General features: G+C 64.1%; 19 protein-coding genes. 10 read left to right on the plus strand and 9 right to left on the minus strand.

Features of this window, described 5'->3' with window-relative positions; translation table 11 throughout:
• Positions 1 to 56: 56 nt before the first annotated feature.
• The 5 genes from AC0L20_RS20280 to AC0L20_RS20300 are packed head-to-tail and all read right to left on the minus strand — an operon-like array spanning position 57 to position 4,657.
• Entirely contained in the window at positions 57 to 941 is an 885-nt protein-coding gene (locus AC0L20_RS20280) for an intradiol ring-cleavage dioxygenase (protein WP_473291349.1), read from the minus strand.
• A 15-nt stretch (positions 942 to 956) separates the two neighbouring features.
• Positions 957 to 1,859: an NAD(P)-dependent oxidoreductase gene (locus AC0L20_RS20285; protein WP_473291352.1), complete on the minus strand. Its 903-nt coding sequence runs from the start codon at positions 1,857 to 1,859 to the stop codon at positions 957 to 959.
• Between the two features lie 20 nt (positions 1,860 to 1,879).
• Positions 1,880 to 3,253 carry an amidohydrolase family protein gene (locus AC0L20_RS20290; RefSeq protein ID WP_473291355.1) on the minus strand — a complete coding sequence of 458 codons (1,374 nt, stop codon included), beginning with the start codon at positions 3,251 to 3,253 and terminating at the stop codon, positions 1,880 to 1,882.
• Between the two features lie 4 nt (positions 3,254 to 3,257).
• A complete protein-coding gene (locus tag AC0L20_RS20295) occupies positions 3,258 to 4,337 on the minus strand; it encodes a maleylacetate reductase (RefSeq protein WP_473291357.1) in 1,080 nt (359 codons plus the stop codon).
• Positions 4,334 to 4,657, minus strand: a complete 324-nt coding sequence (locus AC0L20_RS20300) for a Dabb family protein (RefSeq protein ID WP_473291360.1) — start codon at positions 4,655 to 4,657, stop codon at positions 4,334 to 4,336. Before AC0L20_RS20300 ends, AC0L20_RS20295 begins: the two co-directional genes overlap by 4 nt.
• 108 nt (positions 4,658 to 4,765) lie before the next feature.
• Between AC0L20_RS20300 and AC0L20_RS20305 the strand changes: the two genes are divergently transcribed.
• The 6 genes from AC0L20_RS20305 to mdlC all read left to right on the plus strand — a co-directional run bounded on the left by AC0L20_RS20305 (position 4,766) and on the right by mdlC (position 12,479).
• Complete coding sequence (locus AC0L20_RS20305) at positions 4,766 to 5,689, plus strand: LysR family transcriptional regulator (RefSeq protein ID WP_456764991.1); 924 nt, start codon at positions 4,766 to 4,768, stop codon at positions 5,687 to 5,689.
• A gap of 43 nt (positions 5,690 to 5,732) precedes the next feature.
• The gene (locus tag AC0L20_RS20310; RefSeq protein WP_473291364.1) at positions 5,733 to 6,200 is read left to right on the plus strand and encodes a MarR family winged helix-turn-helix transcriptional regulator; all 468 of its coding nucleotides are present in this window, start codon (positions 5,733 to 5,735) and stop codon (positions 6,198 to 6,200) included.
• Positions 6,201 to 6,246: 46 nt separating this feature from the next.
• The gene (locus AC0L20_RS20315) at positions 6,247 to 7,956 is read left to right on the plus strand and encodes an FAD-dependent oxidoreductase (RefSeq protein ID WP_473291366.1); all 1,710 of its coding nucleotides are present in this window, start codon (positions 6,247 to 6,249) and stop codon (positions 7,954 to 7,956) included.
• Between the two features lie 77 nt (positions 7,957 to 8,033).
• Positions 8,034 to 9,359, plus strand: a complete 1,326-nt coding sequence (locus AC0L20_RS20320; protein ID WP_473291368.1) for an MFS transporter — start codon at positions 8,034 to 8,036, stop codon at positions 9,357 to 9,359.
• 28 nt (positions 9,360 to 9,387) lie between these two features.
• Positions 9,388 to 10,836 (plus strand): aldehyde dehydrogenase, encoded by a 1,449-nt coding sequence (locus AC0L20_RS20325; RefSeq protein ID WP_473291370.1) that lies wholly within the window; start codon positions 9,388 to 9,390, stop codon positions 10,834 to 10,836.
• 35 nt (positions 10,837 to 10,871) lie between these two features.
• Positions 10,872 to 12,479, plus strand: a complete 1,608-nt coding sequence (gene mdlC, locus AC0L20_RS20330) for a benzoylformate decarboxylase (protein WP_473291373.1) — start codon at positions 10,872 to 10,874, stop codon at positions 12,477 to 12,479.
• On the opposite strand, the gene AC0L20_RS20335 is transcribed toward mdlC, so the two are convergent.
• Positions 12,476 to 14,011, minus strand: a complete 1,536-nt coding sequence (locus AC0L20_RS20335) for a glucosamine inositolphosphorylceramide transferase family protein (RefSeq protein WP_473291377.1) — start codon at positions 14,009 to 14,011, stop codon at positions 12,476 to 12,478. The two genes, mdlC and AC0L20_RS20335, sit on opposite strands and share 4 nt — an antisense overlap.
• Positions 14,012 to 14,041: 30 nt before the next feature.
• Positions 14,042 to 15,217, minus strand: a complete 1,176-nt coding sequence (locus AC0L20_RS20340) for a glycosyltransferase family 4 protein (protein ID WP_473291401.1) — start codon at positions 15,215 to 15,217, stop codon at positions 14,042 to 14,044.
• Between the two features lie 282 nt (positions 15,218 to 15,499).
• Here AC0L20_RS20340 and AC0L20_RS20345 point away from each other — a divergent pair, with 282 nt between their 5' ends.
• On the plus strand, positions 15,500 to 17,593 hold the full coding sequence (locus AC0L20_RS20345; protein WP_473291381.1) for a GumC family protein: 2,094 nt from the start codon (positions 15,500 to 15,502) through the stop codon (positions 17,591 to 17,593).
• Between the two features lie 52 nt (positions 17,594 to 17,645).
• Here AC0L20_RS20345 and AC0L20_RS20350 read toward each other — a convergent pair whose 3' ends face one another.
• Positions 17,646 to 18,992 (minus strand): lipopolysaccharide biosynthesis protein, encoded by a 1,347-nt coding sequence (locus AC0L20_RS20350; protein ID WP_473291385.1) that lies wholly within the window; start codon positions 18,990 to 18,992, stop codon positions 17,646 to 17,648.
• Positions 18,993 to 19,424: 432 nt separating this feature from the next.
• On the opposite strand from AC0L20_RS20350, the gene AC0L20_RS20355 reads away from it, so the two are divergent.
• Positions 19,425 to 20,648: an FAD-dependent oxidoreductase gene (locus tag AC0L20_RS20355; RefSeq protein ID WP_473291389.1), complete on the plus strand. Its 1,224-nt coding sequence runs from the start codon at positions 19,425 to 19,427 to the stop codon at positions 20,646 to 20,648.
• 31 nt (positions 20,649 to 20,679) lie between these two features.
• Here the strand turns inward: AC0L20_RS20355 and AC0L20_RS20360 are convergent, their stop codons facing one another.
• Positions 20,680 to 21,816: a GNAT family N-acetyltransferase gene (locus tag AC0L20_RS20360; RefSeq protein WP_473291393.1), complete on the minus strand. Its 1,137-nt coding sequence runs from the start codon at positions 21,814 to 21,816 to the stop codon at positions 20,680 to 20,682.
• 227 nt (positions 21,817 to 22,043) lie between these two features.
• Between AC0L20_RS20360 and AC0L20_RS20365 the strand changes: the two genes are divergently transcribed.
• Both AC0L20_RS20365 and AC0L20_RS20370 read left to right on the plus strand, forming a co-directional pair.
• On the plus strand, positions 22,044 to 23,354 hold the full coding sequence (locus AC0L20_RS20365; RefSeq protein WP_473291395.1) for an O-antigen ligase family protein: 1,311 nt from the start codon (positions 22,044 to 22,046) through the stop codon (positions 23,352 to 23,354).
• A complete protein-coding gene (locus AC0L20_RS20370; protein ID WP_473291396.1) occupies positions 23,351 to 24,376 on the plus strand; it encodes a glycoside hydrolase family 5 protein in 1,026 nt (341 codons plus the stop codon). The genes AC0L20_RS20365 and AC0L20_RS20370 overlap by 4 nt, the downstream gene beginning before the upstream one ends.
• Positions 24,377 to 24,597 lie beyond the last annotated feature (221 nt).

The following is a 24,597-nucleotide window of genomic DNA, read 5'->3' on the forward strand; positions in this document are numbered from 1 at the left end:
TTGCTCCCTGTCTGGCCTTGTTGTCGGACTCTTGTCTGGTCCGCCCGTCGTTCAGCTTAAGCGGCTCTTGCGCTGCTCGCGACCTGCTTCAGGCCGAAATCATAGTTGAGATGAAAATACTCGTTGTCCACCATGCGACCATCGGGCGCACGACCGGGCGGGCACCGCACAAATTCGCGGATCAGGCTGTCCTTGACGCCGAATACCACGTCGGAGTCGAGATACTGGTCGCCGGCCACGAACACATGGGTCACGAGCTGCTCGAAGCCGGGCGCCGAGATCATGAAATGCACGTGTGCCGGGCGCCAGGGATGGCGGCCCTGGACCTCCAGCATGTCGCCGACCGTGCCGTCATGCGGGATCGGATAGGCAGCCGGCTTGATCGACCAGAAATTGAAGCGACCATTCTGGTCGGTGTGGAAGCGCGCCCGCATCGCGAGGTCGCCGATCTTGTCGAGCTGCTGCACGTCGTAATAGCCGTCATCGTCGGAATGCCAGACGTCCACGACGGCGCCGGCAAGCGGCCGTCCGTCGACGGTCGACACCGAGCCGGTGACGAGCATCGGATCGCCCTCCTTGGGACCGGAGATGTCCTCGCCGTTGCTTTTCTCGGGCGACGCCTGCACGAAGAACGGACCGAGCACCGTGGTCTCGGTCGCGCCTTCCGGCACCGGATGATTGATCGCGTCGACCAGCATGGAGACGCCGAGCGCGTCCGACAGCAGGATGAATTCCTGGCGCTTGTCGTCGCACATGTGGCCGGTGCGGGTCAGGAAGTCGATTCCATATTCCCATTCCTTCTGGGTGGGTCGCACGTCGCGGACGAAGGCATGAAGGTGGCGCACCAGCGCTTCGCTGACCTGCTTGATCCGCGGGTCGGTCGCGCCCGCGATCCGCTCCAGCACCGCGTCCGTGATCGTGTTCTCGTTGAAATTGCGCATGGGTGCCTCTGTGAATCAGAGTTTCGGTTCGCCAAGCCCGGACAGCCGTTCCAGATGCTTGACTGTCGCTATGAAGTCGGCGTCGCCGTCGCCCTGCGCGACCAGCGAGCCATAGGTCTCGCGCACTTGGGCCGCGAGCTGAAGCGGCACGCCGACGGCGTGGCCGGCGCCGAGGATCAGGTCGAGATCCTTGGCCATCTGCCTGCAGGAGAAGGTCGAGTCGAAATCGCGGCTGCGCAGCGGCGCGGTCTTGTATTTCACCATCGGTGAGGCCACCGCGCTGTCGTCGAGAACCTTCAGAATGTCCTGCCAGCCGATGCCGCCCTTGCGCGCCAGCGCCAGGCTCTCCGCCATCATGGCGGCCGACACCGCAATCATCAAATTGACCGCAAGCTTGGCATATCGCGCTTCTTCGCCGGGCCCGAGATAGGTCTGGGCGCGGGTAAAGGCGGCGAGCAACGGCTTTGCCTTTTCGTAGGCGTCCTTCGGGCCCGAGACGAAGCAGCTCAGCGCGCCGGTGTGGACGATGCTGGCATTGCCGGAGACCGGCGCACGCAGGTAGAGGACACCGCGCGCCTGGGCGGCGGCGTCGACCTCTGCGGAAGCCTCGACGCTCACGGTGCTGGTCTCGATCAGAACGGTTCCGGCAGCCATCGCGGCGATGAGGCCGGTGGGGCCGAGCAATGCGCCACGCAAGGCAGCGTCATCGGGCAAGGACGTGACGATCGCGGCCTTGCCGTCCACGGCCTCGGCCGCTGAAGCGGCAATCGAAATGCCTTGCGCGCGGGCCTCGTCGAGCCGTGCGGCGCTCCGGTCGAACGCGGTCACGGCATAACCAGCCTTAGCGACGAGCACCGACATCGGCAGGCCCATCTTGCCGATCCCGATGAAAGCGATGTTCTTTGGCATATCAGTCATTGTTGTTGTCCTTGGGACGCTCAAGCGGCGCTTCCTTGTCGTTCGATGTCCTGCACCAGCCGCCGGCCCGATTGCACGAGCAGTTCCTTCTTCGCCTCCAGGCCGTCGGCCAGCAGCCGACCATTCCGCTTCTTCCACACGCCGCCGATCATCACGGCCTCGATGTTGGCAAGGCTCGTCTGCATCACCACGGTGGCAACCGGATCGTGCACTGGGACGAGGTTGAGATCGCTGGCATCAATGACGACGAGGTCGGCGAGCTTGCCCGGTGTCAGCGAGCCAATCTGGTCCTCGCGGCCGAGCATGCGGGCGCCTTCCGTCGTAATCCAGCGCAGCGCCTCGCGGACGGGGATTGTGGTCGTTGCCGGAATGGCGCCGCTGGCCTTGCGCGACTCGGTGTTGTCGAGAGCTCGCTGCATCGAGAGCGCAACGCGCGCGGCGGAGAGGAGGTCGCCGCCCAGCACGGATTCCAGATCAATGCCGATGGTCGGCCGCACGCCGCGCTTGAGCAGCCGTCCGGTGATCGGAAAGCCGTGGCCCTGGATCATCTCATTCTCCGGCGTCACCGAGAAGGAGACGCCGAGATCGACCATCCGGTCCAGGAGATCGTCAGGCAAGTCGTTGCCATGGACGATGTTGATGCCGGTGCCGACGAGGCCGGCCCCGATCAGCTTCTCCCAGCCACCAGGCGTCTTGGCGGGACCGCCGCCCTGATGCATGGATGCGATCAGCTTGAGCTCGCGTGCCATGCCGAAATCGTGCATGGCGACGTCCAGCGTCGAATAATGCGGGCCGAGGATCGCGAGCCCAAGCGTGACGCGGCCGTCGCGGTCGGCGAGGGGCCCCGCCAGCAGGCGCTCGATCTCACGGCGTGGATGCGGGATCTCCGAGAAATGCGGCTCGCCCGATTTAGGCTCGGGCTTTGGCGAGCCGTGGAAGAAGGCTGCACGGATACCGCTCTCGATCAGGCCGCGCACGGCGGCGTCGGTATGGTCGGGCGTCGGATTGTTGTGGCACCAGTCGACCAGCGTGGTGGTGCCTTGGTTGATCTGGTTCAGCGCGCCCACCAAGGTCGCGATATAAATGTCCTCGGGCCTGAAGACCGTAGCGAGCCCGGCATGCATGCGACGGAAATATTCCAGCAGCGTCCAGTTGGCGGCATAGCCGCGCAAGCCCGTCTGCCAGGTGTGCATATGCGCGTTGATCAGGCCGGGAATGACGATGCGCCCGGTGCCATCGATGATCTCGGCTTCAGTCGCGCCGCTGCCGAGATCGATCGATGGACGCAAATCAACGATGCGGCTGCCCTCGATCAGCACGTCGCCGCTAGGTAAATCGCCGATCGCGTCATCCATGCTGATGATGACAGCGGATTTGATCAGCGTGCGCCGCATCGCTTCAAGCCACCGCTTTGCCGATGACAGGCGGCTCACCGGCCCAGGCGCGCGCGATCAGGTCGCGAATGGCGTCACGTTCGAGCGGGCGCGGGTTCCAGTAGGCGTTGGTGACCGCGAGATCCGCGGCCTTGTCGATGCCGCTTTCCGGCATGCCGATGTCGCGCAATGCGACCTTCGCACCCAGACGCTTTGCGAGCTCGAAAAGTCCTTGCGATGCATCGGCAGCACCGATCGCGCGCGAGATGCGTGCCATCGCATCGGGCACCGCCGGCGCGTTGTAGGCCAGCGCGTGCGGCAGCACGATGGTGTGGGTCTCGGCATGCGGCAGGTCGAAGGTGCCGCCGAGCGTGTGGCAGAGCTTGTGATGCAGCGCCATGCCGACGGTGCCGAGGCAGACGCCGCACAGCCAGGCGCCATACAGCGCTTCGGTGCGAGCCTCCCGATCGTCGCCCTTGGCGGCGATGGCGGGCAGGGCGCGTGCCAACGCGCGGATGCCTTCTTCCGCCATCAGCGACGTGACCGGATTGGTGTCGCGCGCGTAGAGCGCTTCGACCGCATGCGCGATCGCATTGATGCCCGATGTCGCGGCCAGCCTCGCCGGCAGCGTCAAAGTGAGATCGACATCGTAGATCACCGTCTCCGGCAGGATGGCGGCGTCGCGTACCGTGGTCTTGAGTCCGTTCTCGGTCTGGCCGACGATCGGCGTCATCTCCGAGCCGGCATAGGTGGTGGGAATGCACAGTTGGTTGATCCCGGTGCGCAGGGCGAGCGCCTTGCCGAGCCCGGTCGTGGATCCGCCGCCGAGCGAGACGACGCAGTCGGCATCGCACGCCTTCATCGCCGCGAGCGCCCGCTCCGTGACCTCGACCGGCGTGTGCATGGTCGCGCCCGGAAAGATGCCGGCGTAGAGCAGACCGAGCGCCGCGCCCAAGCTCTTGCCTTGCGCCTCCTGCTGCGGCGTTGTCAGCACCAGGGCGCGCTTGCCGCCGAGCCGCTCGACCTCGGCCTTGGCCGAGGCCAGCGTTCCGCTGCCGAACACGACGCGGCAGGGCAGGTTTTCAAAGGTGAACGTACCGATCATGTGCCGGTCTCTTTGATGGGATAATCGACCTGGAAGCGTCCGATCCGCAAGTCGCCCAGTGCCTCGCGTACGCGCAGATGTTCCGGGTGGGTGGCGTAGGCCTGGAGCGCAGCGTGGTCGGTGAATTCGGAGAACAGAACGACGTCGCAGGCGTAGTCGACATCGCTGACGTCGAGACCGACTTCGATATGGGTGAGGCCGTCGATCCGGCCGCGCAGCCCCTCGAACAGGGTCTTGACCTTGACCCGGGCGGCGGAACGCTCCCCGGGCGTCTCCCCGCGCAGCCGCCACATCACGATGTGCCTGATCGGGCCCGACATTTCCCTGTTTCCTCGCCTGCTATCTTGCTTGTGTTTGGGCCATTTTGACTTGCGGGATACGGAAATAAAGCTCAATAATCGTAAGTCTCTTTTCCTGTTTGCGAAAAAATGGACCGCCTGCTCCAGTTGGAAGTGTTCGCCAAGACGGCCGAACTCGGCAGCCTATCCAAAGCTGCCGAAGCGCTGCGCATGTCGAATGCTGCCGCCAGCCGCCATCTCAGCGCGCTCGAGGAGCGCCTTGCGGTCCGGCTGATCGAGCGCAACACCCGTCGGCTCTGGTTGACGGAGGCGGGGCAGGAGCTGCTGGAGCGCTCGAGCCGGGTTTTGAGCGAACTGGCGGAGGCCGAGGACATCGTCAGCGATCGCGCGCTGTCGCCGCAGGGCACGCTGCGGGTCACGAGCTCGCTGTCCTTTGCAGTGATCTATCTGGCGCCGATGCTGCCGGCCTTCCGCGCGCGCTATCCGAAGCTCAACATGCAGATCACCACCGCCAACCGGTACTCCGATTTCATCGAGGCCGGCATCGACGTGGCGATCAGGACGCGCGAGCAGGAGCCGGATTCAAACATCATCGTCCGCCGCATTGGCCAGATGCGGCGTGTGCTCGCGGCTGCGCCGTCCTATCTCGCAAGCTGCGGCGAGCCGGAACAGCCCGTCGATCTCGCGCGCCACAACATGCTGGTCTACAATCTCGCCAACGATCCCTATTCGCTGCGCCTGCGCAAAGGCAATGGCGCGCAGACTGTTCGCATCACGCCGACGCTCGACAGCAATGATGGCCAGGTCATCCGCGGCGCCGCGCTGGCGGGGCTCGGCATCCTCATCCAGCCGCTCTATATCGTGCAAAGCGACATCGCGGCGGGTCGTCTCGTCCCGGTTTTGATGGACTGGGAGCTGCCGCTGCTGACGATGAACATCGCCTACCAGAACCGTGCCGGACTGCCCGCCAAGATCAGGGTCTTTTCCGACTTCCTGGTCACCCACATCCGCGAGCATTCGCAGCCGGGGATCTGGATCGACGCGGCGAAGTGAGCGACATTTTCGAATTCAGGCGGCTTTGTAGAAGGCACATCCATTGAAAGCCAGGACATCCGGCACCGCATGGCGCCATGCCAACATCGGTCGGCTGCTCAACAACGCAGTGCGGCGCTTCGAAGGTCGTGTGCTCGAATTGATGAGCGAGAAGGGGCATGGCGAAACGCGGATCGCGCATGTCGGCCTCACACGCAATCTCGACGTGGAGGGGACCAGACTGACGGAACTCGCCCGCCGCGCCTCCATGAGCAAGCAGGCGATGGGCGAGCTGGTCGATCAATGCGCCGAGCTCGGCCTGGTCGATCGGATCGCCGATCCGACCGATCGGCGCGCGCGCATCGTCATGTTCACGCCGGCTGGGCGCAAATGGCTCGATGCCTTCCGCGATGCGGTCGACGTTGCCGAGCAGGAGATGCGCGCCGAACTCGGCAAGGCCACGATGGACACGATCCTGAAGGGATTGGCAGTCTACGGCGCGCAATTCGACACGCTCCACGAGCCCGATTAGTCAGGCGACTTGACGAAATCGTCAGGCAACCTTACCATGCAGGATAATGCTGGTAGGGAGAAGCGCCTTGGAAACACGTCTGACGGCCGCGGTGCTCATCGTGGGCGGGGGGCCCTGCGGGCTGATGCTGGCCAACGAACTCGGCCGGCGCGGCGTGTCCGCGATCCTGGTCGATGAAAAGCCGGGCACGGCCTTCAATCCGCAAGCCAATGCGACGCAAGCGCGCTCGATGGAGCACTATCGGCGGCTGGGTTTTGCCGACGAGATCCGACGCGAAGGTCTGCCTGCGGATTATCCGACCGACGTTGCGTATTTCACGCGCTACGCCGGTTACGAGCTGGCCCGATTTCAGTTGCCGTCATCGTCACGCGCGGGCGAGCTCGTCAAGGGCATGTCGGGCTCCTGGAGCGCGGCCGAGCTGCCGCATCGGGTCTCGCAAAAATATGTCGAGGCGGTGCTGCGCCGCCATGCCGAACGGCTTCCCGGAATACGGCTCAGCTACGGTCATCGTCTGATCAGCTACACCGAGAGCGATGACTGCGTCGTCGCCCAGATCGAACGTCTCGATGACAACAGCCGGTTTGAGGTCCGGGCCGACTTCCTGGTCGGGGCCGACGGGCCGCGCTCGCAAGTCCGGCAGTCGCTCGGCATTGTCTACGGCGGCCAAACCGGAACGCAGCGCGATTTCATGGGCGGCCGCATGCTGGCGGTCTATCTCCGTTCACCCGGCTTCTACGCGAGCATCCCGCACGCCAAGGCGTGGATGTACAATTGCTTCAACGGCGACCGCCGCGCCTTCATGGCATCGGTGAACGGTCGCGACGAGTTTGCGTTTCACACGCAGCTTCGGCCCGATGAGAACGCAAGTGCGATCACGATCGACGAAGCCAAAGCAGCGTTCCAGCGCGCCTGCGGCACGCCGATCGACTGCGAAGTGCTGTCGTTCCTGACCTGGACCGCCGGTCACGCGCTGGTCGCGAACGGAATGCAGCGGGGCAGGGTGTTCCTCGGCGGCGACGCGGCGCATCTGTTCACGCCGACCGGAGGCCTCGGCTACAACACCGCGATCGAGGATGCGGTCAATCTTGGCTGGAAGCTCGCAAGCGTCGTCAAAGGCGTGAGCCCGGCGGGGCTGCTCGACAGCTACGAGGTCGAGCGGCGTCCGGTGGCGCTGCGCAACACCGATTATGCGCGCCGCTTTGCCGACTCGCTCGGTCTGTTCGCTCCCGCGCCTGACATCGAGAACGCCACCGAGGCCGGCGACGAGGCGCGGCGGATCGCGGGCGTCTATCTCGAACAGCACGCCCGCGCCGAATTCAACATCCCCGGCGTCACCTTCGGCGGGCGCTACGACGGCTCGCCGATCATCGTCTCCGACGGCAGCCAGCCGCCGCCCGATGCCGCGAACGTCTACGTTCCGAGCGCCTGTCCCGGCGGCCGCGCCCCGCATGCGTGGCTGGACGACGGCGTCTCCCTGTACGACCTGTTCGGTTTCGAGTGGACGCTGCTCCAATTTGGCGAGGTCATGTCCGCGCATTCGTCATTCGCCGAGACCATCCGGGCGATCGGGGTCGATGTGAAACTCGTCACGCTGCCGAAATCCCTGCGCGATCTCTACGAGGCGGATCTGGCTTTGATACGCCCCGACCAGATCGTGGCCTGGCGCGGCAGCGCGTCACAGGCTGGCACGATCGGGCGCGCCCTTGCCCGAGCACTCGGACACAATGCAGGCGACGGCGCACGGCTCGCAAGCTGATCGACTCTCGCCGTCGCATCCGATCAGCGGCTGCGCGGCCAATAACAAGACAACAAATGACACCGGAGGAGGAAACCGTGACGACAAGAGCATTGGAGGACTACGACGGTCATGTTGCGACCGTCGCCACTGCCGAGCAGACGGCGAGCAGCCGCCGGCGTATCCTGATCGCCGGCACCATCGGCACCGCGATCGAATGGTACGACTTCTTCATCTACGGCCTGATCGCGCCGCTGGTGTTCGACCAGCTGTTCTTTCCGAAGTTCGACCAGCTCACGGCGACCATTGCGGTGTTCGCGACGTTTGCCGTCGGATTTCTGGCACGTCCGCTCGGCGGACTGGTGTTCGGTCATTTCGGCGACCGCCTCGGCCGAAAGTCCGTCTTGCTGTGTACGCTGCTCATGATGGGACTTGCGACCATGTCGATCGGATTGTTGCCGACCTACGCCAGCGTGGGCGTGGCCGCGACCGTCGCGCTCGTGGCGTTGCGCTTCGTCCAGGGGTTTGCGCTCGGCGGCGAGTCGACCGCGGCGATCCTTATGGCAATCGAGACGGCGCCCGGGCACCGGCGCGGCTTCTCGGCCGCGGTGATCCAGGCCGCAGGACCCGTCGGTGTCGTGCTCGCCTCGTTCGCGGCGCTCACGATTTCACGGCTGCCGGAAGCGGACCTGCTGTCATGGGGCTGGCGCGTGCCGTTCCTGATCAGTGCGGTGCTGGTCGCGCTCGGCGTCTACATGCGCCTGCGCATCGAGGAGAGCGCGACGTTCCGCGAAGCGAAGGTGACTGAAGTGGCGCCTGTGGTCGAGGCAGTGCGGGAGCACTGGCGGCCGATCCTCATCGTGTTCTTCGCCGAGATGGCGCAGACTTCCTATTTCTATCTGACCGCCATCTTCACCATCTCCTTCGCGACCCGTCAGCTCGGCGTCCAGAAGGACGTCATCACGCAGGCCGTGCTGTTTGCCAATCTCGTCGGGCTCGTTGCGATGCCCCTCATCGGCGCCTGGTCCGACCGCATCGGACGAAAGCGTCTGTTCCTGGCCGGCGTGGTGCTCGCAGCCATCTCGATGTTTGCATTCTACGGTGTGGTCGCGAGCCGTGACACGATGCTGGTGACGTGCGCGGTGATCCTCGCCGCGGGGGTGATCCATCCGCTGATGTTCGGCAGCGAAGGGAGCTATTTCCCGGAGCTGTTTCCGACCCGCATTCGCTTCACCGGCGTGTCGATCGGAAAGCAGCTCGGGACGGTGCTCGGCGGCGGCATCGCGCCGCTGGTCGCCACCAGCCTGTTTGCGCAGACGGGCTCCACCTACGCGATTACGGGATACTACGTCGCGCTCGCGCTCGCGGCGATGATCGCGCTCGGCTTCGCGCGTGAAACCGGCAAGTCGCGGCTGCTCGGCTGAGCTTGGCCACAACACCAGGGAGGTTTTCATGGACGTCAGTCTTCTCATCAACGGGCAGGATCAGGCCGCTTCCAGCGGCAAGGTGTTCGAGCGGCGCAATCCGCTGTCGCAGGAGGTCGCAAGCCGTGCGGCCGCCGCGACCGCTTCCGATGCCGACGCCGCAGTGGCGGCGGCTTCCGCCGCATTGCCAGGATGGTCGGCGCTTGGCCCAAATGCGAGGCGAGCCCTGTTGCTGAAGGCCGCAGATGCGCTCGAGGCCAAGCGCGACGCCTTCGTCCGGATGATGATGGCCGAGATCGGCACGACGGAGATCTGGTCCGCCTTCAACGTGAAGCTCGCGACCGGCATGCTGCGCGAGGCGGCGTCGCTCACCACGCAGATCGCGGGCGAGGTGATCCCGTCGGACAAGCCGGGATGTCTCGCAATGTCCGTTCGCCAGCCGGCCGGCGTTTGCCTCGGCATCGCACCGTGGAATGCGCCGATCATTCTCGGCGTTCGCGCCGTGGCGACGGCGCTTGCCTGCGGCAATTCGGTCGTGCTCAAGGCCTCCGAGATCTGCCCGGGAACGCACCGGCTGATCGGCGAGATCTTCAAGGACGCAGGCTTTCCGCCCGGCGTCGTGAATGTCCTGACCAACGCAGCGGCCGACGCGCCCGCTCTGGTCGAGCGCCTGATCGCCAATCCTGCGGTGCGGCGGATCAACTTCACCGGCTCGACCCGCGTCGGCCGCGTCATCGCCGAACTCGCCGGTCGCCACCTCAAGCCGGCGTTGCTCGAGCTTGGCGGCAAGGCGCCTCTGATCGTGCTCGATGACGCCGACCTCGACGCCGCCGTCGCGGCGGTCGCGTTCGGCGCCTTCATCAATCAGGGCCAGGTCTGCATGTCGACCGAGCGGGTGATCGTCGACGAGGCGGTGGCGGCCGCCTTTGTCGAGAAGCTTGCGAAGAAAACGGCTGCGCTTCCGGCGGGCGATCCGCGCTCCGGTCCGGTCGTCATCGGCTCGATGATCGACGAGGCGCCGGCCAAGCATGTCGTTGCACTGATCGACGATGCGATCGCCAAAGGCGCCGTCAAGCTCGTGGGCGGCGACCGGGTTGGCACGGTCGTCCCTGCCACCGTGCTCGATCGCGTGGTGCCCTGGATGCGTATCTACACCGAGGAGAGCTTTGGTCCCGTCGTCTCGGTGATCCGCGCGCGTGGCGTGGACGACGCCGTGCGGCTCGCCAACGACACCGAGTACGGCCTCTCGGCTGCCGTGTTCGGCCGCGACGTTGCGCGTGCATTGACGGTGGCGCAGCGGATCGAAAGCGGCATCTGCCACGTCAACGGCCCGACCGTGCATGACGAGGCGCAGATGCCGTTCGGCGGCGTGAAGGGATCGGGCTACGGCCGCTTCGGCGGCCAAGCTGGGATCGCCGAGTTCACCGATCTGCGCTGGATCACCATCGAGACCCAGCCGCAGCACTATCCATTCTGATCGCGCAGCAAGCGAAGCCCACCAGGACGCCATTCATGAATTCGAAAGTTCTCACGGTTCGGGAAGCGACCCTCGGTGTGCTTCGCTCGTTTGGCGTCGATCGTGTTTTCGGCAATCCCGGCTCGACCGAGCTTGCCTTCCTTGGCGACTGGCCCGACGACATCGACTACGTGCTCGGTCTGCAGGAAGCCTGCGTCGTCGGCATGGCGGACGGCTATGCGCAGGCGACGGGGCGTCCGGCTTTCGTCAATTTGCACTCGGCGGCCGGGCTCGGTCATGCGCTCGGCAATCTGTTCACCGCGTTCCGCAACAAGACGCCGATGGTCGTGACAGCCGGACAGCAGGCGCGCAGCCTGTTGCGGATGCGACCCTACCTCTTCGCCGAGGACGCCGCACAGTTTCCAAAGCCCTATGTGAAATGGAGCGCCGAACCGGCGCGCGCCGAAGATGTTCCAGCGGCGATTGCGCAGGCCTTCCTCACGGCCATGCAGCATCCGCGCGGTCCGACATTCGTGTCGGTCCCGTCGGATGATTGGGCGCGGCCTGCAATCGCTCCGCCGGTCCGCCACATCGCGACGGAGTTTGCGCCCGATCCGGCGGCGATCGTTCGGCTCGGCGCGGCGATCCGAGCCGCCAAGAGACCTATCTTCGTTGTCGGGCCGGAAATCGATCGCAGCGGCTGCGTCGACGCGATGGTCGCTGTGGCCGAGCAGGCGAGCGCGGCCGTTTGGGCAAGCCCGATGTCAAGCCGTTCGAGCTTTCCGGAACTGCATCCGCTGTTCGCCGGCTTCCTTCCGGCAGCGCCGGGAGGTCTCGCCCGCGCCCTGCGCGGCGCCGATCTGGTCGTCGTGGTCGGCGCGCCGGTGTTTACTTTCCACGTCGAAGGACAATGCGAATTGCTCGACGACGGAACGCCGGTCTGGCAGATCACGGATGATCCGACGGAAGCCGCATCCGCTTCTGTCGGTGACACCATCATCAGCACGCTCCCGAAGGCGCTGACTGGACTGCTGTCGGCGATGCCCGACATCGTGGAGCGCGAGGGGCCGGCCGCGCGGATGCGGCCTGCCGCTCCTGCCGCGCAAAATCCGATTCCGCCGGGCTATGCGCTCGCCCGGCTCTCGGCGTTGATGCCGGGTAATGCGATCGTGGTCGAGGAGGCGCCGTCGCACCGTCCCGCTATTCAACAATTCCTGCCGCGGCCGGGCGCGGACAGCTTCTACACGATGGCGAGCGGCGGACTCGGTTACAGCCTGCCGGCCTCCGTCGGCGTGGCGTTGGCGCGGCCGGGTCGCCGCATCGTCGCCCTGATCGGTGACGGATCGGCGATGTATTGCATCCAGGCGATCTGGACCGCGGTGCAACGCCGCCTGCCGATCACCTTCGTGATCATGAACAATTCAGGCTATGGCGCGATGCGCGCCTTCAGCCAGCTGATGCAGGCGCATCGCCCGCCCGGGATCGACCTGCCCGGGCTCGACTTCGTGGCGCTCGCAAGGGGAATGGGTTGTCCGGGGCAGCGCGTGACCGATGCCGGTGACGTCGATCCCATCTTGACCGAAGCATTGGCATCGAGCGGTCCCGCGCTGGTCGATATCGCCGTCGACGACGCCACGACCGACCTGTTCAACCATCCGCGCTAGCTGGCGGTAGAGGGACTGGTTCGCGGCGACAGAACTGCCGATGGAAATTTGCTGGTGAAGGCGCGGGTCTTGGGTTGGACACGCGATCCGTCGATCACTTCGAGCTGTCCGCAGCGGTTCAAGGTATGCAACTTCCTGCCGGGCCATGCTGGCCCTGGCCGCAGAGAGTGGCGGACAATCTGCTTGAACGTCGTCGGCGACAGTTCGACGATTTCCGCCAGCGCGAGCGCTGCGCCGTATCCGCCGGCACAATCCTGGACCGGGCGCCACAATTTGTCATTGATGGTGACGAAATTCCCCGCAGGCCGCGCGCTCGCGCGATCGATCAGGACCGGGTTGCTGGCATGCGGCAACCACGGGCCCATGAGATGCTCGGCGTAGTAGATCGCCAGCGAATCCGAATAGCCGCCGGTGCCGTCGCGCCAGGCCCCGAACAGATAGTTCAGGCCGTTGTGCCGCGTGATCGTGGCATCGGCCAGCTCGACGCCCGAAAGCAGCGTCGCGTGCCGCTCCCATTTATCCGGAAACCGAACGCATTTATAGATGGCGACGTCCCCATTGGTCGAGCTCTCCGGGATCATCCACAACGCGCCATCGTCCTCGATCAGGAAGGGATAGGAGAGGTGCCAGGGCTCGTTCAGCACGGGCACAACTTCTCCGACGGGGCCGGCATCATCGAACTCGATTGCCGAAATGATTCCTTTTCCAACCCGGTGATCGAGATCCTCAAAGAAGACGAATGTTCTTCCTCGCCACGTGATGGGAAAAGGATCGGCGTAGAAGTGGTTTCCGGGATCGGCAAGGACGTTCCAGCGAGGGCCTGACAGATCTCCGGTCTGCCAGACACCTACGTCCTTGTTGATACGCCATCCGACATGCCAGTGCGGGGCATAGCAGCAGAGGCGATAGATCTCCTTGGCGATCGATGTCGCTAGGCCGCGCGCGACGTACGCCGCCGGCGGGCCGCCGTTACCAATTCGGGCGGGTCGTGCCATCAGCGGCACGATGCGCGGCCGTCCCGACAGGATGGCCGCCACCATGGTCAGGGTTCGCGCCATGACGGTTTCCAGTCCGCCGCTCAGACCGGCCGCGATTTCGGCGGAGGGGTGGCCGCGATCGAGGATGGCACCGTCGACCTCGTCGACGATTTCGATCACCGGCAGATCGCCGGCGAGAATGGCGGCAAGAGCTGCGTTTTCGCCTGCGACTCCGTTGAACAGCGGACGGAGATACTGCCGGGCGGAGCAGTTCGGATCCCGCGCGGCACCGGTGAAATCGACGATCACGTCTGCCGTGCCGGCGCGAGCCTGCATCCGGTCGGGACTGATCTTCAGCCTGTCGGTGCCGCTGTGCTTGCCCTTGTGCAACACCAAACGTTCGAGCTCGAACAGCACGTCGAGACCGGTCGGCCGCGGCTCCGCCGTTGCCGTCCATGCGATCTGGATCGGTACATCCCGGCCGTCAACCGACAGCGTGTCGCGGCCCATCCAGCGCCGCGCATGCTCAATTTCACAGCGAAACTCGATGGTCATGTCGAGCCAACCCGTTTCAATGCGCCCCGATCAAATGACCTGGCCGAGAATTCGAACGTATTCCTCCACCATGGCGTCCACTGAATAGCGCAGCTTCAGGCCTTTGGCGTTTTGCCGCAGTTCGTCGCTCAGTCGTTGGTCCGTCAGGAGCCTGCAGACAGCCGCCGACAGCTTGGTATGATCGGAGGCATCGACGAAAAGCGCTGTCGGCTTGCCTTCGACGGACAACACCTCTCGTAAGACCGGGAGATCGGTGACGACCGAGGGAACGCCGGCGTTTGCGGCCTCCACAGCGGCGAGGCCGAAGGTCTCCGCCTGCGTCGGAAATACGAATACGTCGAGAGCGGCGAGAAACTCCGCCATCTGACTCGGGGTGATTTCACCGAGCAGATGCAGCCTGTCCGAGACTCTCAACTCATCCGCCAATTGCCGCAGCCGGGCCTCGTCGGCTCCCTGGCCGGCCAGCGCGAGGTGCCAGGATGGTTGATCCGGCAGCAGGCGGATCGCCGCGTCGAGCCGCTTGTGCGGGTGCAATCTTGCTGCGCAGCCGAGCAGGGTGCGATCCAGCGGCAAATTGAAGTTCTGTCGCGCAGCTTGCTTCGTCAGGGTGAGGGCCTTGTCGTCGAAGCCGTGCGGGACATGCACCATCCGCGCGCGATAGGCCCTCGGGTAGCGCGAATACTCGCGCTGCATGTCCAGCGAGTTGAGAGTGATGCGGTCGAAGAAGCCGAGGCTGCCCATGACGATGTCGGCCGTACGGACCGGCCAGCTCATCGACAGCGCGGACGAAACCTGATTGGCGATGACAGGCGCGCGGCAGATCAGGCGCGCCACGCCGGCGCCGATGACGTTGCCGAAATGTTGAAACGTCAGAACGGCGTCGGGCCTGGTGGCCCCGATATGGCGGCCGAGCGTCCACAGCATTTGCAGCAGCGCCAGCGGATTTCCGGGCCGGCTCGACGCGCAATAGATCGTGTCGGGCGGCTCATCGAACGAATCCGACTTGCGGAAGAAGAACAGATTGGTGACCCGATAGCCGCGAGCAGTCAGTCCGGCGCCAAGCAGGCGCGAGATCTCCTGCGCACCGGCGTTCTCGGCCTGGGTCTGTACGAGAAGCACGTGCAGCTTTTGTCCGCCACCGTTGGGCGGCGGGAGTGCTGTCGCAGTCGTCTCGCCCAACGCCTTGTTTGGCTGGTAATGGAGCACGGATCCCGACCCACTAGAGAAACGAATTTTTCGCATTCTTAACCCCGTACTTACCATGAGGGCCTCGCGTGGACACCGACTAGCAATAAACGGAGTTAATGCGCGCCCTGCCGCAAGGGCATCGTTCGCGAGGGAATTCCGCTGGTTCCCGACAAAACGAAGCGAGCGCGTTAACCAATTGGTCATGACCGCGCCAAGCGCGGGTAACCGCGGATTAACCATAGATATTTACGTTGGAGCAGGCACTGAACAGTGTTCGCCAGTTGAATCCGAGTAAAATCCATGACGTTCGGTCGCCGCGCAGACCCGACAAGCTCCGGATCGACCGGTGTTGCCGCGTCGTGGCAGACGCGACATGCGTCGAACGGCGAGTCACGCGAGTCCGCCGCGCGCTTGGGCGGTGCGCTCACGGCCGCGGGTGCGCTCTCCTTCATGCGGGACGATGCTCGCCGCATCCTGACGCTCGCTCTCGCGATTTTTGCCCTTGGCGTCGTCGTTCTCTTGGTGATCCCGGTGCGATTTGCGGCGACCGCGCTGGTCGTGGTCGATCCTCGCGAGCAACGCGTAACCTCGGAGCAGGACGTTCTGCCGGGCATCGGGCAGGATAGCGCCGCGCTGCAAAGCCTGGTCGAAGTGGCGAAGTCCGACGGCTTTCTCGAGCCGCTGATCGAGCAGCTCAAGATTCGGGATGACCAGGACATTTCCGGGGGACATACCGACCCCGCGCGCCTGCTCGAGAGATTCCGCAACCGCCTCGACATTTCCCGTCGCGGGCTGACCTATGTCATCGCCATCCGCTTCACCTCCAACCGGCCGGAGCGGGCGGCCTACTACGCCAACGCCATCGCCGAGGCGTTCGTCGCCAGCCAGGGCCGCAGCCGCACCGATGCAACCGACGAAGCCGCCGACTGGCTCAGTGGCCGGCTCAAATCATTGAACGAACGGTTGAAGGCGTCAGAGGACGCCGTGGCCACGTTCAAGCTCGAGCACAGGATCGTCAACGCGGGCAAGGATTCCACCACCCAGCAATTGCGGGTCACCGAACTGTCGCAGCAGGTTGCCGCTGCGCGGGCCCGGACCGAAGAGGCGAAGGCCCGCTACGAGCAGGCACAGCGCGACGTGAAGGCGAATGTCGATAGCCCCGTCAAACAGGATCTGCTGAGCGCCCTGCGCGCACAGCGATCGGCGCTCAATGACCAGATTGCGCAGAAGCGGGCGGTGTTCGGCGATCGCCATCCCGACCTCGTCATGTCGTACAGCCAGTTGACCGATCTCAACAGGCAGATCGAAGTCGAGCGGACGAAGGGCATCGATACCGCAAAATCGGAATACGAGGCCCAGCGCGAACAGCAGAAGGCGCTGGAAGGCCAGATGAAGGCGGCGGAATCGCAGCTTCTGGTCGATGGTCAAGCTCTGGTCCGGCTCCAGGAGCTGCAGCGCGACGCCGAGGCCAACAGAAACATCTACGAGCAGTTCCTCTCGCGCTCCAAGACGACGAACGAGCAGCGCCTCTTGCAGAGCTCCCAGACCAAGATTGCGTCGTCCGCCATTCCGCCGCTGCGCTCGACCCTTCCACCACTGTCTTTGCTGCTCGCCGCTCTCGCAATCGGTTCGCTGCTGACATCGACGGCTGTCGTTGCCGCCACGGGACGCGGATCGGACAAATCCGCTCCTGACATCCGCGACCCCGAACCGACTCCGCGCCAGTCCGCGACGTGGTCACGTCCACCGGTGTGGGCCCGCATTCCCGACCTGACGCCTGGCGAAGTCCCCAGAAACATCTGGCAAGGTCCGGTGTCCGCGACGACCGAACTCGATCTCGGTCCCCATCTGCGCCCGCTGTTGGAGCGGCTGGAGAAGGTGCCGGGACCTCGTGGCAAGGTCGTCCTCGTGATGTCGGTCGGGAAGCGCGCTGGCGGCAACACCGTTGCGCGGTCGCTGAATCGATGGGCGTTGAACACCGGGAAGCTGAGCGTGTTGATCCGGGTCGAGCCGGACCTCGGCGGTGCCGGAGCTGGCCTTGCCAAGGGCCAGGCCGACGGCATGACCACTGCAGATTTCCGCAGCGTCGATGAGCTTCTGGGCGCCAGCAAGAGGCCGGCGCCGCTGCCCGCGGACGATATTCGTTCGGAGTTCGATCTGATCGTCGTCCACGCCACCTCCCTGGCGTTGCAGCCGGAGGCGGCGGCGCTGGCTGCTCACGCTGATCTTGTCATGCTGGTCGCGCGCGAAGACGCAGTCGACTCGGCCGCAATGCGCAGGGCAATCGCTGCGCTCTCCCGGTTTGCCGGCGTGCCGACCGGCATCGTCGTCAATCGTGTGCCGGCCGGCCCCTCAGCGTCGCGGCGCGGCGAAGTGCTGGGGCTGGCTGGTTGACGCCACCGGCACCGGATTGCCAAACCGTGCAATCGTCTCGCTGAACAGACGCCTATTCGCCGGAGTCCGCGCCACGGACCGCGTAGGCGCTAGGCTTCGATGCCGAGAAGCGCAGGAGCCCCAGAATCGAGGGATCGACCCCGGTTCGCCGTCGACAGAGGATGTTGAGAGCGATGGTCGCGAGCGCCAGCGACACAGTGGCCGAGATCGCTGCGCCAAGAACGCCAAGCCAGGGAATGAGGACGAGAAATCCGACCAGCCGCAGCGCGACGTTTCCGGCGATCACGGGGACATACTCGCGCTCATAGCCGGTCAGCTGCAAGATCGCCGCAGAAGGACCGCCCGCCGCCTGGAACGCCGTTCCGATCGCGAGCACGATCAGGACCCAGTGCTGCGCAGCGAAATGTGGCCCGAACAGGTTGAGCAGATGGGGACCTCCAACCCAGATCAGGAGAAGTCCGCTGACCACGCACACCGCGGTCACTTCCGCCATGAGCCGCAACGTTCGCTCGAATTCCTGGTGGTTCTTGCTGAAGTACAGCGAGGGGAGCCGACGTGCGCCAAAACTGTACAGTGCGGCCGAGAGCATGGCGAAGATGTTGGCCAGGCGCGAAGCGGCAAAGTAAATTCCGGCGGTTGTCGGGTCCAGCATCCAGTAGACCAGGATGACGTCGAAATACTGGTTCGCGGCTTCGAGGATGGACGCGACCCAGAAATGAAGCGCGCTCGATCTCCAGCGCGACGTCTCGGACCCCACCGCCGTGCCGCGGAAATCCGGCAGGGTTCGCGCAATCGCGATGATCTGTGCGATGAGTCCGACCGACATGGCAATCGTCATCACGGCGATCAATTCGGCGGGATCGAGCTGGCGATGGCCGAACATGATTGCGAGCAGGAACAACACGACGCTGACGCGCCAGAAGAACTCCCTGTTTCCTTCTCCCATGAGAATGCTGACCAGCGAGCGTGCGATCTGGCTGCCAAGCATCAGCCCCGCATTCACGGCCGTGTAGGCCGACACCGCGATGACCAGCAGCCACGAGGCGCCTTTGATGTTCGCGCCGATCGCCATTGCGCCGATCGCGATCAGCATCGCGACGGAGGAAATCTTCAGGCTCGATAGCAGCACGCCTTTGGTGAGATCGGGCTGATTTCCCACCCGATACTCGTTCAGAAATCGCACCAGCAGCGATTCCTGGCCCACCAGACCGACGACCGCGGCCATCTGGGCCACCGAAAGCCAGGTCGCAAAGATGCCGAACCCATCGGGCGACATCGTTCGTGCCGCAAGCGAGAACAACGCGAACGCAAGCGCGCCGCTACCAACCTTGAGAAGGATGGTTCCGGCAACACCGCGCGTCACGTCGCGCCGCATAAATTGGACGATGGATTCGATCATGGAAATTTAAGAGGCAACTTCCCCTGAAGAGACATTTTTCCGATTACCTGCAAAAGCCTAGCATGGCGAAAAACCGCGAGTGTTAATGGCGGCCTCCATGATCCCGCCGACCGCGGCGACGTCGCGGCCATGCCTGTTGCTTCACTATGGAACATTGCTGATCCCATTGTCCCAGATAGAGCATAGTGCGGCCCGATCGCGTGGCGGCATAGCGCCGCATCGACGGCCAATGAGGCGAGATGAGCCGCTGGAATGCGGACCGGCTCGCCGGGAATGGCCATCCCGAGCAAGGCGCGTGCCGGATCTCATCGGGCCGGCAGGTCTCCGCTGCATTAACCGAGATATCGAGAAATGATCGCGTTTGGTCCTGCGATGCGACATCAGGCGAGAGAATTGCACGGGCAACCATCGTTGACCGTGGGAGCCTGGACAATGACGGCGGATAGCAACGTGACCGAGCCGAACGCCGCGGTGGGCACTTCGACGATCGTCGCCGACATCGCGATCGTTGGCGGCGGCCTTGCGGGCTCGCTCGCGGCGGCCGTGCTCGCGCGGGCAGGGCATCGAGTCGCTCTCGTCGACAAGCGCGCCGTCCATCCGGACGAGTTCCGGGTCGAGAAAATCGGTGGCCATCAGCTAGAGATGTTGCGCAAGCTGGGCTTCCTCGACGCGCTCGACAAGGTGGCCTGCCGATATGATCAGGTGCTCAATATCAGGGACGGCAAGGTGGTCGATGTCAGCGTCGGCCGGGCTTACGGACTAGCCTATGCCGATCTCGTCGCCATGGCGCGCAGTCAACTGCCTGATCCGTCCAGCCTGATCGTCGACGAGGTCACGGCCGTCAACTGCAGCGACGATATCCAGCATATCGAGCTCGCGTCCGGGCGGCGCATGACAGCGCGCCTTGTCGTGCTGGCCACGGGCATGGCGGGCGTTCTCGGCTACAAGCTCGGTATCAAGCGGCGGGTGCTGGCCGAGCGCCATTCGGTCACGTTTGGATTCACGATCGCGCGCCGGGACGATGTGCCGTTCGATTTCGAGGCGCTGACCTGTTACGGCGAGCGCACGGCGGACGGCATCGATTATCTCAGCCTGTTTCCCGTGCGTGCCGGCATGCGGGCAAACCTCTTCATGTTCCGCGACGCGGCAGATCCTGTTATGCGCGAGCTGCGCCGCGAACCGGAAGCGACGGTGTTGCGCCTGCTGCCCGGATTGCGGCCTTACCTTGGCGATTTTCACGTGATCGACCGGGTGCAGAATTGGGTGATGGACCTGTCCGTCGTGGAAAGGCATCTCCAGCCCGGCGTCGTGCTCATCGGCGATGCGTTCCAGACCAATTGCCCGGCCGCCGGCACCGGCGTTGCCCGCCTGCTGGTCGACGTCGACCGCCTCTGCACCGAATATGCGCCACGTTGGCTCGTGACCGAAGGCATGAGCCAGGACAAGATTTCGGAATTCTATTCCGACCCCGACAAGGTCGCGGCTGACCAGCAGTCACTGAAGATGGCGCGCTTCCGGCAGGCCCTGACGTCCCGCAACGATATCGGCTGGGACGTGCGGCGGCGGCTGCACTTCCTGCGACGCAGGATCACCCACCGCGTCGATCAGATGCGGCCAGGCTGGCTCGCGCATGTTCGAAGCGCGCTACGCGCCTGAGAACCGTCGTATCGTCGGGGGCCTCGTCCGGTCAGCGCGTGGGCGTCGACGTCCGCGTCGGCAGAAGCTTGAACTCCGACATTCGCTTCGCGGCCAGTTTGAGCCAGGGAGCCTGTTTCAGTGCGAACAAGGAAATGGCGCCCACGGTGCTGCCGGCCTGCGCAACCGCCCACATCGGCGAAGGCTGCGCGCCGAACAGTTTCTTGTAGGGCTCGTCACCGATGGTGAAATCGAGCATCTGATCCCCGCGCTCGATGCAATCCTTCGCCACCTGCTCGAACATCAGCGCGCCCAGGGACTGGCTCTTGTATCCGGCAATGTCGAAGGCGCTCATGATGACGAGGAAGCTGCCTTGATGGCAGAGCCCGAGCACGGCGGCGATCACCTCGCCATCCATCTTCATCGCGTAGAGCCGGACAAAGGAGCCGAGGCCGCGCTGCGCCATCTCGGAATAGAAGCCGTAATATTCGGGGCGCTGGAGCAGATCTCCGTCGCCTTGCGCCTGAAAGCGCGGACCGCGGAATTTGCGCATCACGTCCAGCGCCTCGATCACGGAGGCGCTGTCGCTGCAGCATGAAAAACTCAGATCGCCCTTCTTCTGGAGCTGCCGGGATTTCTTTGCGAGCTCCTTCTGGTAGGAACGGTCCATCGCACTGGCGCGCCATTGCTCGAACGGCGCGACGAGAACGGTTGCGTAAGCGTTGGAGTCCATCGCGACGCGGCGGGGCGTAGCCAGGAGGTTCTCGATCGGAAGCCGTCCGTCCGGCAGCTTGGTCATTCGGAGCAGATCGAACGGGCGGACGAGGTACCTGATTTCTGCGCACGCACTCTCGTCCTTGAGCAGCTCGGAAAATAGTTGCGGGCTGCACACCGGCGCCAGATAGTCGGAGACGCGGAGGTCGGCGAATTCGACGGTCCGTATCGGGCCGCGCCGGATCCGCAGCAAGGGCAGCACCATCGCAAGGGCGCCCGTCGCGCGGTGGCGGACCACGACAACCAGAGGCGTTGCGCCTGCATGAGACGCGAGCCGGGTGTAGAGGGTGTCCAGCCAAAGTGGATGCTGGAACGCGGTGGCAGCCGAGTTGTCAAACAGCTCCGCGTAATCCGGCGACAGGAAGTCGAATCCCTGCTCGATGGCGATGTCGAACGTGTTGCTAGCTTTGTTCATGCACAACCAGGGAAACCGGATAGCTCGGGACGGGTCGATCGAGCCGGACCTGCGCTTTATAGCAGGGTCGTTACGGGCGAGACACCGGCGGCGTGCAGTTTGCATTAACGCCTCGCGCAAGGCTCATATCGTTACCAAAACGTTAATTTCGCAACGGCGTCGCGTCGCAGCGATGGAGATCGGCCTGCGCTAGCAAATTATTAACCGCGCTTAAGGAAGGTCATCTCATGGCCAGCCTGCAGACCGAGGTGGATTCCGGGGCACCCGGGAGCGCGATCTGGACGACGCGCAGCGTTGGCGTCGAGAAGATAGCCAGGGTCGCGATCAGCTGTTCGATCACCATCAACGTGGTCGCATCGATGGGCATCTTCAACGCCGCGCTGCTGCCGGCGGAGCTGAGCTTTCTGCAACAGGCCATAGCCCTTCTGATGTGGGGCGTCCTGATCTACGCAAGTGCATTCGTGCAGCCACGCCTGCGGTTGCAGGTCAACCCCGATCTGGTGGCGCTGGTCGCATTCTACGCCTTCGCAATTGTCTCGGTGTTCTGGTCCAGCCTGAGCGTCGCGGCGATCATGAAGAGCGCGGCGCTTGCGATGACGACGTTCGGCGCATTCTGCCTCGTCACGCGCGTCGACCTGGACGAGATCGTGAAAGCCACGGCCCTTGGGCTCTTCATATTGGTCGCCGCGTCGGCTGTCTGTGCGTTGGCCGTGCCCGACATCGGGATCGACCACAGCTGGATGCATAACGGTCAATGGCAGGGCGTCTACGAATCCAAGCAGACGCTCGGCTTCGTCGGCGCGTATCTGATGTTCTTGGCCTGCTATCGAAAGATGACGGGGCAGGGGTGGCTGGCTTTCCTCGCCGTGTTCCTGCTGGCGTCAACCTGTGTCTTCGCGTCGGAATCGCGCGGCGCCGGCGCTGTCGCTCTGGCCGCCTGCGCCATGCTCGTGACCTCGATGTGGTCGGTCGGCTGCATGAGGCTCTATGCGCTCCTGCCGTTCGTCATGTGCATTCTGGCCGGACTTCTGATCCTGTATTTTTACGCGACGGGATATGATGCCATCCATATCGGCGATGCCAGTATCGATTTCACCGAACGGACCTTCATCTGGCACTACGCGATAAGTCATTTCAACGATGCGCCGCTGCTCGGCTTCGGCATCAACGGCTTCTGGACAATCCCCTCGATCTACGATTATTTCGAACAGAATCACGGCTGGGTGCTCGACAATTATCACAGCGGCTACATCGCGATCCTGATGGAAACCGGATTTCTGGGATATACGCTCTTTACCGCGAGCGTCCTCCTGTTCTCGCACAAGATCCTCCATCTGATTTCCGCTCGCACGATCGACCGCTCGCATTGTGCCCTCATCATCGGATTCGTCGTCCTCAGTTTTCAGACCAATTTTACGGAGACGACGTTCCTTCGCTCGACGATGTTTACGTCGGTGCTCCTGGTGGGGCTGTTCTTCGCGACGTGCAGGCCGGTGCGATCGACGGAATTCCAGGCTTTAGGAATGGAAGCAGTATGACCGCCAAGCACGCTAGTTGGCCGAGAAGCTTCAATCTTGCGGCCGCGGCGTTCTTCCTTGCATCGCTGTTCTCCCACGCCCACGGGGCCGAGCAGGCCGCCTCTCGTGACTCACAAAAACTGGGTCGCGGTATCAACATTCTCGGCTACGATGGAATCTGGGAAGGCGGCCATAACGCGCCATTTCGCCTGGACAATCTGACCGCGATCAAGAGGGCCGGGTTCGCGCATGTCAGGATCAATTTCTTCGGCTTCAAGTTCATGGGCCCGGGGAATGTCCTGGACGAGATCGTCCTGAGGCGGCTTGACGCCGTCATCGAGGAGGTTCTCGCGAGAAAGCTCGTCCCCATCGTCGACGAGCACGATACCCACCTTTGCCAACGCGACGTTTCCGAATGCGCCGAGAAGCTCAAGGCGTTCTGGCGGCAGATCGCCGAGCGCTATGCCGGCAAATATCCGGCACTCGTCTTCGAAGTGTTGAACGAGCCTGGTGGAGAAATGAGCTCCGCCAGCTGGAATTCGCTTCTCAATGAATGTCTCGGCATCATCCGCCGCACCAATCCCGAACGGCCGGTCATCGCCGCCGTTCTCAACACCGATGAGATCCCTGTGGACGAGCTGGTTCTCCCGGCCGATGACAGGCATCTCATCGTCACGTTTCATTATTACGCGCCGATACGGTTCACCCATCAGGGCGCGCCGTGGTCTCCGACGTTTTCGCGGATCGGGCCCCTGGACTGGGGCAGCCCGGAGGATGAAGCCAAGGCTGCCGCCGACTTCAGGAAGATGAGCCTCTGGGCGGAGAAAGAGCAGCGCCCGGTTTATGTCGGCGAGTTCGGAGTGTACGAGCGTGCGCCATCCGACAGCCGGCAGCGGTATTTGTCGTTCGTGGCGAGAAGCGCCGACCGGCTCGGCTGGTCATGGGCCTACTGGCAGTTTGATCACGACTTCGCGGCGTTCGACAGTGCGCGCCAGGCCTGGAAGCCGGGTATCCTGCGTGCGCTGATGCCGCCGGCGCGTTGAAATCGCGCCCCGAGTCCGTTCATTCCGCGGAAGGGGTGCCGGGTCACGACCCGTCGGGCAAAACACCCGCCACCCCGTCAACCCCTTCCTACAAAAATATTCCACTTTACCGAAATTCGGAAACGGCGTATGTGTGGCCCATCTCGGCTCATCCTTGAGGGGCGATCTTGTGGTCGTCACGTTCGCGAGCCGGGCTTGCGGTGGACGCGGCAGCGTTCGGG

It is taken from the genome of Bradyrhizobium sp. Kon58 (genome assembly GCF_055807455.1).

What these genes read in the sequence shown, in the direction of transcription:
- AC0L20_RS20315 (WP_473291366.1), top strand. Translation starts at nt 6,247, where the DNA reads ATGCTGGTAGGGAGAAGCGCCTTGGAAACACGTCTGACGGCCGCGGTG.
- AC0L20_RS20360 (WP_473291393.1), bottom strand. Translation starts at nt 21,816, where the DNA reads ATGAACAAAGCTAGCAACACGTTCGACATCGCCATCGAGCAGGGATTC.
- AC0L20_RS20285 (WP_473291352.1), bottom strand. Translation starts at nt 1,859, where the DNA reads ATGACTGATATGCCAAAGAACATCGCTTTCATCGGGATCGGCAAGATG.
- AC0L20_RS20350 (WP_473291385.1), bottom strand. Translation starts at nt 18,992, where the DNA reads ATGATCGAATCCATCGTCCAATTTATGCGGCGCGACGTGACGCGCGGT.
- AC0L20_RS20335 (WP_473291377.1), bottom strand. Translation starts at nt 14,011, where the DNA reads ATGACCATCGAGTTTCGCTGTGAAATTGAGCATGCGCGGCGCTGGATG.
- AC0L20_RS20325 (WP_473291370.1), top strand. Translation starts at nt 9,388, where the DNA reads ATGGACGTCAGTCTTCTCATCAACGGGCAGGATCAGGCCGCTTCCAGC.
- AC0L20_RS20370 (WP_473291396.1), top strand. Translation starts at nt 23,351, where the DNA reads ATGACCGCCAAGCACGCTAGTTGGCCGAGAAGCTTCAATCTTGCGGCC.
- AC0L20_RS20355 (WP_473291389.1), top strand. Translation starts at nt 19,425, where the DNA reads ATGACGGCGGATAGCAACGTGACCGAGCCGAACGCCGCGGTGGGCACT.
- AC0L20_RS20280 (WP_473291349.1), bottom strand. Translation starts at nt 941, where the DNA reads ATGCGCAATTTCAACGAGAACACGATCACGGACGCGGTGCTGGAGCGG.
- AC0L20_RS20295 (WP_473291357.1), bottom strand. Translation starts at nt 4,337, where the DNA reads ATGATCGGTACGTTCACCTTTGAAAACCTGCCCTGCCGCGTCGTGTTC.
- AC0L20_RS20345 (WP_473291381.1), top strand. Translation starts at nt 15,500, where the DNA reads ATGACGTTCGGTCGCCGCGCAGACCCGACAAGCTCCGGATCGACCGGT.
- AC0L20_RS20300 (WP_473291360.1), bottom strand. Translation starts at nt 4,657, where the DNA reads ATGTCGGGCCCGATCAGGCACATCGTGATGTGGCGGCTGCGCGGGGAG.
- AC0L20_RS20365 (WP_473291395.1), top strand. Translation starts at nt 22,044, where the DNA reads ATGGCCAGCCTGCAGACCGAGGTGGATTCCGGGGCACCCGGGAGCGCG.
- mdlC (WP_473291373.1), top strand. Translation starts at nt 10,872, where the DNA reads ATGAATTCGAAAGTTCTCACGGTTCGGGAAGCGACCCTCGGTGTGCTT.
- AC0L20_RS20290 (WP_473291355.1), bottom strand. Translation starts at nt 3,253, where the DNA reads ATGCGGCGCACGCTGATCAAATCCGCTGTCATCATCAGCATGGATGAC.
- AC0L20_RS20305 (WP_456764991.1), top strand. Translation starts at nt 4,766, where the DNA reads ATGGACCGCCTGCTCCAGTTGGAAGTGTTCGCCAAGACGGCCGAACTC.